Source organism: Pseudoalteromonas sp. SG44-5 (assembly GCF_014164175.1).
Lineage (GTDB): Bacteria > Pseudomonadota > Gammaproteobacteria > Enterobacterales > Alteromonadaceae > Pseudoalteromonas > Pseudoalteromonas nigrifaciens.
Map to the genome: position 1 here is coordinate 26,356 of NZ_JACJES010000024.1, position 10,892 is coordinate 37,247.

General features: G+C 40.4%; 13 protein-coding genes. 4 read left to right on the forward strand and 9 right to left on the reverse strand.

Annotated elements, in window-relative coordinates; genetic code table 11:
- Window positions 1–17: 17 nt before the first annotated feature.
- A complete protein-coding gene (lexA, locus tag H5079_RS16120; protein WP_041454613.1) occupies window positions 18–635 on the reverse strand; it encodes a transcriptional repressor LexA in 618 nt (205 codons plus the stop codon).
- Window positions 636–914: 279 nt separating this feature from the next.
- Here lexA and H5079_RS16125 point away from each other — a divergent pair, with 279 nt between their 5' ends.
- Both H5079_RS16125 and H5079_RS16130 read left to right on the forward strand, forming a co-directional pair.
- The gene (locus tag H5079_RS16125) at window positions 915–1,367 is read left to right on the forward strand and encodes an SRPBCC family protein (protein ID WP_182684484.1); all 453 of its coding nucleotides are present in this window, start codon (window positions 915–917) and stop codon (window positions 1,365–1,367) included.
- A gap of 98 nt (window positions 1,368–1,465) precedes the next feature.
- Window positions 1,466–1,909 carry a PaaI family thioesterase gene (locus H5079_RS16130; RefSeq protein ID WP_011329503.1) on the forward strand — a complete coding sequence of 148 codons (444 nt, stop codon included), beginning with the start codon at window positions 1,466–1,468 and terminating at the stop codon, window positions 1,907–1,909.
- A gap of 2 nt (window positions 1,910–1,911) precedes the next feature.
- Here the strand turns inward: H5079_RS16130 and H5079_RS16135 are convergent, their stop codons facing one another.
- The 3 genes from H5079_RS16135 to H5079_RS16145 all read right to left on the reverse strand — a co-directional run bounded on the left by H5079_RS16135 (window position 1,912) and on the right by H5079_RS16145 (window position 3,830).
- The gene (locus H5079_RS16135; protein ID WP_011329504.1) at window positions 1,912–2,292 is read right to left on the reverse strand and encodes a hypothetical protein; all 381 of its coding nucleotides are present in this window, start codon (window positions 2,290–2,292) and stop codon (window positions 1,912–1,914) included.
- A gap of 252 nt (window positions 2,293–2,544) precedes the next feature.
- A complete protein-coding gene (locus H5079_RS16140) occupies window positions 2,545–2,865 on the reverse strand; it encodes a chaperone modulator CbpM (RefSeq protein ID WP_011329505.1) in 321 nt (106 codons plus the stop codon).
- On the reverse strand, window positions 2,865–3,830 hold the full coding sequence (locus tag H5079_RS16145; RefSeq protein WP_089368862.1) for a DnaJ C-terminal domain-containing protein: 966 nt from the start codon (window positions 3,828–3,830) through the stop codon (window positions 2,865–2,867). The genes H5079_RS16140 and H5079_RS16145 overlap by 1 nt, the downstream gene beginning before the upstream one ends.
- 263 nt (window positions 3,831–4,093) lie before the next feature.
- Between H5079_RS16145 and H5079_RS16150 the strand changes: the two genes are divergently transcribed.
- Complete coding sequence (locus tag H5079_RS16150) at window positions 4,094–4,747, forward strand: endonuclease (protein WP_011329507.1); 654 nt, start codon at window positions 4,094–4,096, stop codon at window positions 4,745–4,747.
- A 305-nt stretch (window positions 4,748–5,052) separates the two neighbouring features.
- Here H5079_RS16150 and hmpA read toward each other — a convergent pair whose 3' ends face one another.
- Genes hmpA through H5079_RS16165 form a run of 3 tightly spaced genes read right to left on the reverse strand, consistent with a single transcriptional unit; the run spans window position 5,053 to window position 7,786 of the window.
- Window positions 5,053–6,234 carry an NO-inducible flavohemoprotein gene (gene hmpA, locus H5079_RS16155; protein WP_179807954.1) on the reverse strand — a complete coding sequence of 394 codons (1,182 nt, stop codon included), beginning with the start codon at window positions 6,232–6,234 and terminating at the stop codon, window positions 5,053–5,055.
- A gap of 50 nt (window positions 6,235–6,284) precedes the next feature.
- The gene (locus H5079_RS16160; RefSeq protein WP_011329509.1) at window positions 6,285–7,517 is read right to left on the reverse strand and encodes an NnrS family protein; all 1,233 of its coding nucleotides are present in this window, start codon (window positions 7,515–7,517) and stop codon (window positions 6,285–6,287) included.
- A complete protein-coding gene (locus H5079_RS16165; RefSeq protein WP_011329510.1) occupies window positions 7,517–7,786 on the reverse strand; it encodes a hypothetical protein in 270 nt (89 codons plus the stop codon). Before H5079_RS16165 ends, H5079_RS16160 begins: the two co-directional genes overlap by 1 nt.
- Window positions 7,787–7,945: 159 nt before the next feature.
- On the opposite strand from H5079_RS16165, the gene norR reads away from it, so the two are divergent.
- Entirely contained in the window at window positions 7,946–9,532 is a 1,587-nt protein-coding gene (gene norR, locus H5079_RS16170; RefSeq protein ID WP_182684485.1) for a nitric oxide reductase transcriptional regulator NorR, read from the forward strand.
- A gap of 5 nt (window positions 9,533–9,537) precedes the next feature.
- Here norR and H5079_RS16175 read toward each other — a convergent pair whose 3' ends face one another.
- Window positions 9,538–9,768 carry a hypothetical protein gene (locus H5079_RS16175; RefSeq protein ID WP_089368867.1) on the reverse strand — a complete coding sequence of 77 codons (231 nt, stop codon included), beginning with the start codon at window positions 9,766–9,768 and terminating at the stop codon, window positions 9,538–9,540.
- Complete coding sequence (locus H5079_RS16180) at window positions 9,768–10,664, reverse strand: LysR family transcriptional regulator (RefSeq protein WP_089368868.1); 897 nt, start codon at window positions 10,662–10,664, stop codon at window positions 9,768–9,770. Before H5079_RS16180 ends, H5079_RS16175 begins: the two co-directional genes overlap by 1 nt.
- Window positions 10,665–10,892: the final 228 nt, after the last annotated feature.

The following is a 10,892-nucleotide window of genomic DNA, read 5'->3' on the forward strand; positions in this document are numbered from 1 at the left end:
CTATAACAGCTTAATTGTCACATCCAGTCAGCATTACGAATAACCCCAACAGCTAAGCCTTCAATATTAAAAGATTCGTTTTCAAGATCCACTTCTATCGACGAAAATTCTTTATTTTCAGCATGCAATAATACTTTTTTGCCTGCTTTTTCTAAGCGTTTTACCGTTACATCGTCATCAACGCGGGCAACAATAACTTGGCCATTTTCGGCAACTTGAGTGCGATGAACAGCCAGTAAATCACCATCCATAATACCAATATCTCGCATGCTCATACCATTTACACGCAATAAAAAATCGGCAGCGGGTTTAAACATTAACGGGTCAATTTTACAATGGCTCTCAACATGTTGTTGCGCCAAAATAGGTTCGCCGGCAGCTACACGGCCTATTAACGGTAAACCAAGTTGTTCTGGTTCATCTTCTTCAATAAGTTGAATACCACGGCTAGCGCCTGGTTTCATTTTAATAGCGCCTTTTTTAGCCAGCGCTTTTAAATGCTCTTCTGCTGCATTAGCACTTTTAAAGCCTAATGTTTGTGCAATTTCTGCGCGTGTAGGAGGCATACCAGTGTCTTTAATAAACACTTTAATAAGTTCGAGTATTTGCGCTTGGCGGTTAGTTAATGGTCGCATACAACTGGTTTTCCATACAGTACATTTAACTGTGAGTATATACAGTTATCTGAAAATCGCAAATTTAAATTACTCCTCGCCTTTGCTGCCAAAGGTGGCATTGGTCTAAGCTTAAAATTACCAAGTAAATTACAGATAAAATTACGCAGATCACGATAGTGTTAGTTTTACGTTACATTAATTACATAACTACTAAGTTGTTGCTGTTATTAAAAATTAGTTAGCTATCGTTTTTGTAATGGGCCTTAACTTCATCAATGTGAATTAACGGAGAGTGTTATGAATATCACTGTAGCGGTAATAATTAACGGTCCTAAACGTAAAGTATGGGCGGCAATAACTGACATCGAAAACAGTGCCAATATGCTGTCTGGCATTATTGATGTAAAAATAATCGAGAAGCCACCACAAGGGCTAGTGGGCCTAAGATGGTTAGAAACACGAAAACTTTTTGGCAAAGCAGCCTCAGAAACCATGTGGATCACCGAAGCTGTTACTAATGAATACTATTGCACTCGCGCAGAAAATGGCGGGGCAGTTTATACCACTAAGCTGTCACTTACCGCCGCCGAACCTAGCACCTGTTTAACCATGACTTTTTCTGATAGCTCTGAGTCTATTTGGGTAAAAATGATCTCTGCAGTGATAGGGTTTTTTCTTAAAAGTTCGATGCGTAAAATGCTAAAAAAAGATCTCGATGAAATTAAGCACTATGTAGAAAGCAAAAAGTAGCACTGTATTACCATGCAGTAGCTGCACTAATTTGGCTATCATATCGCCATGAAAAATCGTATTATCGGTTATCGTTTTCAACCTTTAAAGGAGTAACAATGAGTATTTGGCATCAACCTATTACTTTAGCGTTTTGTAAGCAGTTAGACCAAGGCATAAATGGCCAAGGTACACTGATGAAAACCATGGGGATTGAAATAACTGAAATTGGTGATGATTACTTAGTTGCCACTATGCCAGCAATTCCTGCGCACCATAACCCTATAGGCATGGTGCATGGCGGAGCAAACGTGGTTTTAGCCGAAAGTGTTGCCAGCTACGCGGCTAATTTTGTGGTCGACTTCACTAAATTTTATTGTGTAGGGCAAGAGATCAGTGCCAGCCATTTAAAAGCCTCGCGTAATGGCACCTTAACCGCCACCGCAAAAGCGTTTCATATTGGCAAACGTAGCTCAGTATGGGAAATAAAAATAACGAATAGTCGCGGCGAGCTTTGCTGCGTATCAAAAATGACCGCAGCTGTTGTAGAGCGCAAAGGCTAACGCTATTTTTCTAGCGGGTAAATAGTAATTTCCATGCCTGCACCAATTGCCGATATACGTAATAATGTATCGGCGTGCAGCGCTTGGTTAAAACACTTTGGCGAAGTGCCCGATTCAAAACCAATATCAAAGGTACGGCGCGAACAACTCAACCATTGCTTAAGTGCAGCCCGCGAGCATGACTCTACTAACTCACATAAGTGGTTAATTGCTTTATCCGGTGAAGATATTTCGCCTGTTACTTCTATACGCGCTAACTGACGGTATTCGTCTTTATCATAATGTAAAATAGTGGCGATTTTTTTTAGGTCAGCTACAAGCACGCTAATATCTTGCTTTGACTCAAGCTCTAGGTCTACATTTAAAAATTGAATTTCCGACATTGTCTGCTGTTTATCCTCTAATTAGTTCGCTGTAAACTTTAACGCAGTTTTACGCTTATACCAAATCAACTCTGCAATATTCACCTTTTTTATCTGAATAGTCGGCTATTTTTACGCATTTATTGACGCTTTACTTACTCTTATTTCACGAATAAAAAATATTTAAGCACCAAAAGCTCACTATTATAAAAGTGCTGAGCTAGCTCCATAAAAATAGCTAGCTACTCGCATTTAAAATTTAACCACTATTTTTTATTCTAAATGTTTAAATCGACTTAAGTGCTGCTTTAACATTTGGTTTTCAGCAATCAACTCATCCCGTTCATCCAATAATTGTAAAACCAAAGCAATAGCAGACCAATCTAACGATAAGTCATGCTGAATACGCGCAGCCTTTTTAACTAAGATCACTGTTGATACCGTAAATTGCCATTCTGTAACGCGCTCGCCCTCAATAGGAATAGCAATGCTGTGCTCAACCAATTCATATAATATGGCTTCGCTAATATCACTACTCACACACAATTCTTGGCTAGTGAGTAAATTGCCTTGTGGTGCCTCGATAATTTTCATTATGACTTGCTCCAATTGCTACGGGGGTCAAAATGGGCTTTTTCGGCCAGCTCTTGCCAAAGCTTTTTGCTAACATCATCACTCAATGCTGGATTAACAATTTTAATCACAGCAAATAAGTCACCTTTGGCTTTTTTACTAATTAACCCTTTACCTTTAATGCGTAAACGTTGACCCGATTGACTATTAGCTGGAATAGTTAGTTGGATTTTTCCGGCTAATGTAGGTAAATTTATTTTAGTGCCCAAAGCAGCTTCCCATGGTGCAAGAGGTACCACTATGTTTAGGTCATGCCCCTCAACGTCAAATAATGGATGAGGCACTAAGCGAATTTGCAAATACAAATCGCCATTAGGGCCATTTGCCGAACCTAATCCACCTTGGCCTTTTAAGCGAATGCGTTCGCCATTAACCGAGCCGGCAGGAATTTTAACTTTAAGCGATTTTTTAACTTCAGATACACGGCCACTACTGTCTCGCTGCGGCAGCATAAACTCAATTGGTTTAACGGTATCGACTAACGTTTCTTCAAGAAATACCGGGAATTCAATTTCCACATCTTGTCCTTTTTGCGCACGAGCGCCACCAGTTCTGCCCTGCCCGCCATGGTTAAACCCACCTGCGCCGCCAAACATTGAATTTACAAAATCAGAAAACTCCTGATCGGCTTGGGGATCACCTTGCTGATAATGGTTTTGTGACGAGCCATAGCTACCGCCATAATTTGCTTGCTGCTGAGCACGGTTTTGTTGATTACGACGTAACACATCGTATTTAGCGCGCTCTTCTTTGTTGTGAATAACTTCGTAAGCTTCACCTATCTCTTTAAACTTTTCCTCGGCTTGAGGTTCTTTACTTACATCTGGATGATATTTTCTAGCTAGCTTTTTATAAGCTACTTTAACCGCTTTATCGTCTGCATCGGGCGATACTCCAAGCACGGCATAATAATCTATAAATTTCATTCGCAATCCAAATCACAAACTTATGAGCTTTCATCATACTCTTTAAGTAACAACTTTTGTTTATTTAAACAACAATTTAAAGTAGATAACCTGAGCTCCGGATAATAAAACTAAATATAACTATGATTCAATACGTTAGTAAATCTCTTAACCAGAGCTAAGGTTAAATACTAAAGAACGGTAAATATGGCTTTAAGTAAACTTTATCTTTTAGCTTCAAGTCATTAAACTAGCCGCTCCTGTAGTTCACGTATGTGATGGATATGACTCGATTTATTTTAGCCTTGTTGGCTTTTTTTGTATGCTTTTCGCTATCGGCTGAAGAATTCACTCGGTTTTCAACCGCTAAAAGACACCTAATTAAAACCCTCCCTAGTAATGCTAAAAGTATTTACTGTGGCTGCGATATAAAAAAACAGGGTAAAAAACTAGTTCCTGACCCCACTAACTGTGGCTATGTGCCACGCAATACACATACCCGCTCAGGTAACGTAAATGCACGCGCTTTACGCATAGAATGGGAGCATATTGTGCCTGCCTGGGAGTTTGGCCACCAATTACAATGCTGGCAAGATGGCGGGCGTAAAAACTGCCGTAAAGTAAGTGCTAAGTTTAGAAAGATGGAAGCCGATATAAACAACTTAGCTCCTGCTATTGGTGAAATTAACGCAGATCGTTCTAATTATCGATTTGGAATGCTTAGTGAAAGCGCCACCCAATACGGTCGCTGTGAAGTTAAAGTTAACTTTAAACAACGAGTAATAGAGCCTCCTTTTTATGCCCGTAAACAAATAGCCGACGCCTATGCCTATATGCAAAAAACTTACGGCTTAAAAATATCAAATAAACAACAGCAGTTATTTAATGCTTGGCAACAACAAGCGTATGCCGCGCAAACCAATACCAAAAAGCTTTAATTTAAAGGTATTAGGAGCCAGTTTAATATTTAACCTGAACTCTGGTTAAGAGATTTACTAACGTATTGAATCATAGTTATATTTAGCTTTATTTTCTCTAGCCAGAGATTTCCAGTGAAAACAAGGCGAATTTACGCGTCAATAGCTGGCCTATTGCAAGTAAATTCAACGCAGTTAGCGCTGAAAATAGCTGCTTGAGATAGGTTTATTATCCGGAGTTCAGGTTATTTAACGGCACAAAAAAGCGCGCTATTGAAGTAATGCCCAATAGCGCGCTTTTTTAATTGAGTTTTATTCTATAAATATTATAGATCTTGATGCGGGCCAAAAATTTCGTAATGAATGTGTCCGTTATTAACGCCTAATTCTAGCAGTTGTTTTTTCACAAAGGCCATAAAATTAGCGGGTCCACACAAGTAAAAGTCGCCGTTGCTCAGTGGCAATTGCGCTTGTACTGCGTGTAAATCCATAAAACCGGTAAAATCAGCTCCTACATCGCCTTGATTAAACCAAGTCATGGTTTGTAAGCGCGGGTAAACAGTGCTTAGTTCATTTAAATAATTAGCAAATGAGTGCTGCTGAGTATTTTCGCAAGCATGCAAATACATAATATTTTGATTAGCAGTATCGCTTAATAGCGTCTCTAACATTGCTACCATTGGCGTTTGCCCAACACCCGCTGAAATAAGCACAGCAGGGCTGGTGTTATTTCGTAAAAAGAAATCCCCTGCAGGCGGATATAGCTCTACTATTGCGCCTTGCTCTAGTGAGTGTAAATGGTTAGACACCATGCCAGGGTTTGGTAATAACTCTTTTTTAACGCTAATACGGTAGTTTTTACCATTACTTTTTTGCGAAATAGAATACTGGCGGATCTCTTCATATTCACTAGCCTCTGGCTTAACTTTAATACCTAAATATTGACCCGGTTTATGGGCAATTACTGCCTCGCCATCAACTGGCGTAAGCGTAAAGCTAGTTACCAGCTCTGACTCAGCCTGCTTATTAGTTATTGCAAACTGACGTGTGCCTGCCCAACCGCCTAAGTTATTTTTACTGTGCTCGTATAAAGCAGCTTCCTCAGTTATACAAATATCAGCAAGTACGCCATACGCTTCACGCCAAGCATATTCAACATCTGGCGTGAACTGCTCAGGAATAAGCTCTTTCAGCGTGCCAATTAAATGTGCACCAACAATTGGGTAGTGCTCCGGCAAAATATTTAAACTAGTATGTTTATGGTTAATACGCCCAAGTGCCGCTTTTAACACCTCTAAATTATCAATGTTTTGTGCATAAGCAGCCAATGCGTTAAATAATGCAAATTGTTGACGGCCGGTATCTTGGTTGCTCATATTAAAAATATTTTTAAGCTCAGGATTATGACTAAATAAACGCTTGTAAAAATGATCAGTAACAACCGTACCTGCCTCTGCTAATAAAGGAACAGTACTTTTAACAATTTCAATAGTTTTATCAGATAACATCTAGGTTTTCCTACGTGTGAATAATACCCAATTAATAAAATAGGTATAGGTTAACCACGACGCCCATCAACACGACGCTGTGTTAAAATAGGTGTGCAGTGAATTAAAAATAATAAAAAGGCAATTAGCCACAGCCCAGCACTTAGCTGCCAAGCTAGGTGTGGCCCAATAACAAAAGGCAGTAAAGAACGAGTAATCCCAGCCACTAACACTAAAGCAAAAGCAACCGCCATATAATGTGGAATAGTCAAAGAGCGCCCGGTATGCCCATGAGATACGCGTGTCATCATGGCTAAAATCATCATCCCTATGGTACTTATGGTAATGAGGTGTAATGCATCTTTAAATAAAATAACACTGCTGTAAAAACTCACGGCTACCAGCATTAAACCTACACCTAGTGCCAAGTACGAAAAATGCAAAGACCATAACAAAGGAACTTTAAGTACGTTTTTATCCCACCAATAAAAACTACGGATTAAATGCAGCACAGCAACAACAGCAAGTGCCCAGCCTGGGTTTAGCTGATTAAAAAATAACTGACTAAGAAAAAACACCGCAATACTAAAAACGCTCATATACAGTAATACTGAGTCAACGTTAGCTGTACGTACCTGTGCTGTTAAACCAAGGCCTTTACTGGTAAAAAATGGCAATACACGCCCTGCTACTATGCCAATTAATAAGGTCATCAGTAATACTGCTGTATCAACAATGGCGAGCGCAAGCTGCATGCTTTGTTCAATCAGCAGGGCCAAGTAAACAATATTTAACGTACACAGCGCCGCTAATAGCACTAAAAATTGATAGTTATTTTTGCTTTTAGCGGTTAATAACATATTAGCTAATGCTGCAATAACACCTAGCCACCATGCGAGCTGTAACACTAACACCGCATATAAATTAAATTGTGCAAAAGCAGGCAAAGACACAAAAAATGCGCCTCGCGCCCCAAGCCATAGCAGCGTTAATAGCATTAACTTTTTGCCACTAATGCTAGGTACTCCAGTCCAAGTTTGCGCGGCGGTAAGTAAAAAACCCACTGCAACAACACCTGCAAAACCAAATAACATTTCATGGGCATGCCATAATGTAGCGGGGATTGTTAACTGCCAAGTTGCACTACCCGTTAAAATTAATAACCAGTAGCCTATTGAACTAAAAGCCAACAAGCCTGCGGCTAAAAAATAGGGTCTAAATGGCAGCATCCATACTGGCCACTGCGTTATTTGGTAAAAGCGAATATTAGCCGGTACCGGCTGAGATAAATTAATAGGTCGCATTAACGAACTTCCTTCCCCATGCCATGCAGTGCGATACAACGCAGCACATAGCTAATTTTTAAAATAGCAGCAATAACAATAGTGCTAATATGTGCCGAAATTTGCACCGGTATAGAAAAGTAATCGGCAAAAGGGTAGCTAATTAAAATACTGGTTATTAGTAATGCACAACTAGCTGCTAATAATGAGTTTGCCACTAGCAGTAGTTTTTTCAGTAAACAAGCTGTCTCAATTTTGTAGCTTGGATTATGTATAACCAAGGTGTTCATAACGGCCTCAACAACTAATGCACTTAACTACCTATTACACTTATCGTGCCAATAAAATAAACATATATATTTCAATGAACTAACTTATCCACCTTTGCTTTTTATGTCTTTATGACCTACCATAAATCAAACTAAAAAACACATAAGAGTCATTTTGACATGAGCAGCGCAATTAACTTCACTGCCGTAGCGGTAAAGCTGGCTCAAAGCACATTAGATAAAAACTGTTTTGAGCAATTACTTACTGTCCTTGAAACAGTGATTGCCAGTGATGCCAGCGCACTGCTTGAGCTACAAGGTGAGCAGCTCAAGCCACTTGCAATTAAAGGCTTAATGCCAGATAGCCTGGGGCGGCGTTTTAAGCTTAGTGAGCATCCGCGCTTAGAAGCTATTTGTAATACTCAGCAACCACTGCAATTTGCCCATGACTGTCCATTGCCCGATCCGTACGACGGCTTACTACTAGCAAAAACTGGCGACATTCCGGTACATGCTTGCTTAGGTTTACCCCTATTTTATCAACAACAGTTATTAGGTGTGATTACGTTTGACAGCCTAAATGCCAATGCCTTTAACGCTATTAGTGCGCAAACGCTTAGCACCTTACAAACGCTATGCAGCGCACATTTTAAAACGGCATTACAGCTGGCTCATTACAAATTACATGCACAGCATTCTAGCGCCTTAGTGCAAGAGCTTAACCGCGAAGCACTCACCCGTGATGGCGGCGAAATTATTGGTCAAAGCTCAGCAATACAAGCACTTAAAAATGATATAAAACTTGTCGCCGCCTCTAATTTTAGTGTGTTAATTTTAGGCGAAACCGGCGTAGGCAAAGAGCTGGTTGCACGTAATATTCATTTACACTCGAAACGCAGTGAGCAGCCACTTATTCATTTAAACTGTGCTTCGTTTGCTGAAAATCTCGCCGAAAGTGAGTTTTTTGGCCATGCTAAAGGCGCTTTTACTGGGGCGGATCATGCGCGCCAAGGTAAGTTTCAGCTAGCGCACGGTGGTACTTTATTTTTAGACGAAATAGGCGAGCTACCACTGGTACTACAAAGTAAATTGCTACGGGTATTACAAAGTGGCGAAATACAAACAGTAGGCGAAGACGAAGTGAAATATGTTGATGTGCGGGTTATTGCTGCTACTAATCGTAATTTAAAAAAAGAAGTAGCCGAAGGACGCTTTAGAGCCGATTTATACCATAGATTAAGTGTCTACCCGCTAACGGTAGCGCCGTTACGCCAGCGTGAAAACGATGTGGTTTTATTAGCTGGTTTTTTTGTTGAGCAAACCGCACGAAAATTAGCAATAAAACAACTTAAGTTAAGTGTCGATGCACAATTATTGTTAACCCAATATCAGTGGCCGGGTAACGTACGGGAGCTAGAACATGTAATTAGCCGCGCAGCACTAAAGGCCAAACAAAGCCAATGGCAACAAGCCATTATTACCATAAAGCCCGAGCACTGTGAGCTAAACCTTAGTGCGAGTAATACAACACAGTTATCATTACCTGCTAGTACCACAAACACCACCACTGGCAGTAGCACTAACATAGCAGAGCAAAATTTATCACTTAAGCAAGCAACCGATACCTTTACCCATCATTTAATTAGTCAGCAGCTTGAGCAACATAATTATAACTGGGCAAGTGCAGCACGCACCTTAAAAGTAGACCGTGCAAACTTAGTTCGCTTGGCTAAACGCTTAGGTATTTCAGTCAAAAAGTCGCTATAAAATAGCTATAAAACCGTCAGTTCATCTAAGTTAGGGGCTTTACAGCAAGTAGCCCCCAGCAGAGCAGCAAGCGATTGATAGTGTGGCGAAAAATACAGTAACACTTCACAATGCAGTCCACTTTTTGCGTAATATTTAACGTAAAGTGGTGCGTTGGTAGCCTTTGCTAGCTGTTTTATTTTAGCCAGCTCTGCATCTGCAAACATAGCATCACCTAAGTTTTTATAATGCCACATTAGCTTGCTTTATTGGTTTGAAAATAGGTTTTTAACAATTGGCTAAACGCCTGTACCTTTGCGGTACGATGCACCAAATGATGCGTTACTAGCCATATATCAGTACACCAGATTAATTCATTAGATAAAATGGGTACTAAATTAGCGTATTGAGCCGCAACATTGTGCTGTAACCCACCAATTCCTAAGCCTTTAATTACAGCACGCGTAGCTTCTGAGGTTTCTGACACACGCAGTTTTATTTGCGGCGCTGCAATATGCTGATCTACCCATTCAAAATACGGCACCCGCGCATTAAAGCCCGCCACGCCAGAAATAAAGTTATGTTGCTGTAAATCACTCAGCGATTTAGGCATACCATATTTATTAATATATCGCCGATTAGCATATAAACCCGAGTTAAGCTGAGCCAAATGCTGTGCAATATAGTCGCCTTCATCGGGCCTTGGCCCTGCCCGTACGGCAATGTGCGCCTGACCGTGATCGAGCCGTAAACGCTTTTGCTCTAAAATCATCTCAAGCTGCACTTGTGGATGTAGCGCCTGAAATTGCTCGCACACATCGCCAAGCACATCCATAAAGCCACTAACCGTGGTTAACAGTAAACTGCCGCGCAGTGTGCTATCAGCCGCAGCAATATCATTATGTAACTGCTCAAGAGAGCTGTCGATCACTTGTGCGGTACTAAACAGCTTAGCGCCTGTTTCTGTTGCTTTATAGCCACGAGCATGGCGATGAAACAAACGTGTGTTTAAGTTTTTTTCAAGATTATTAATTCGCCTAAGCACAGTACTATGGTGCACATTAAGCGCCTCTGCCGCCGCAGTTAAGGTACCTAAACGTGCAACCTCAAAAGCCACTTTAACATCTTGCCAATCTTCAAACTTAACCGCCATACTGTGCCACCTTAAACTTATGTGCATATACGCACATAAGTGTTGCGTTTATTCGGGTTTTCTTCAAGTCATTTTTTGTTAAAGTAGCCCCATATTATCTACATTAACCTGAACTCTGGTTAAGAGATTTACTAACATATTGAATCATCGTTATATTTAATTTTATTTTCTCTAGCCAGAGGTTTTCAGTGAAAACAAGGCGAATTTACGCGTCAATAGCTGGCCTAT

Excerpts from the sequence above, each read along its gene's own strand:
- H5079_RS16180 (WP_089368868.1), bottom strand. The coding sequence starts at position 10,664 with ATGGCGGTTAAGTTTGAAGATTGGCAAGATGTTAAAGTGGCTTTTGAG.
- hmpA (WP_179807954.1), bottom strand. The coding sequence starts at position 6,234 with ATGTTATCTGATAAAACTATTGAAATTGTTAAAAGTACTGTTCCTTTA.
- H5079_RS16125 (WP_182684484.1), top strand. The coding sequence starts at position 915 with ATGAATATCACTGTAGCGGTAATAATTAACGGTCCTAAACGTAAAGTA.
- H5079_RS16150 (WP_011329507.1), top strand. The coding sequence starts at position 4,094 with ATGACTCGATTTATTTTAGCCTTGTTGGCTTTTTTTGTATGCTTTTCG.
- norR (WP_182684485.1), top strand. The coding sequence starts at position 7,946 with ATGAGCAGCGCAATTAACTTCACTGCCGTAGCGGTAAAGCTGGCTCAA.
- H5079_RS16165 (WP_011329510.1), bottom strand. The coding sequence starts at position 7,786 with ATGAACACCTTGGTTATACATAATCCAAGCTACAAAATTGAGACAGCT.
- H5079_RS16130 (WP_011329503.1), top strand. The coding sequence starts at position 1,466 with ATGAGTATTTGGCATCAACCTATTACTTTAGCGTTTTGTAAGCAGTTA.
- H5079_RS16145 (WP_089368862.1), bottom strand. The coding sequence starts at position 3,830 with ATGAAATTTATAGATTATTATGCCGTGCTTGGAGTATCGCCCGATGCA.
- H5079_RS16160 (WP_011329509.1), bottom strand. The coding sequence starts at position 7,517 with ATGCGACCTATTAATTTATCTCAGCCGGTACCGGCTAATATTCGCTTT.
- H5079_RS16135 (WP_011329504.1), bottom strand. The coding sequence starts at position 2,292 with ATGTCGGAAATTCAATTTTTAAATGTAGACCTAGAGCTTGAGTCAAAG.
- H5079_RS16175 (WP_089368867.1), bottom strand. The coding sequence starts at position 9,768 with ATGTGGCATTATAAAAACTTAGGTGATGCTATGTTTGCAGATGCAGAG.
- lexA (WP_041454613.1), bottom strand. The coding sequence starts at position 635 with ATGCGACCATTAACTAACCGCCAAGCGCAAATACTCGAACTTATTAAA.
- H5079_RS16140 (WP_011329505.1), bottom strand. The coding sequence starts at position 2,865 with ATGAAAATTATCGAGGCACCACAAGGCAATTTACTCACTAGCCAAGAA.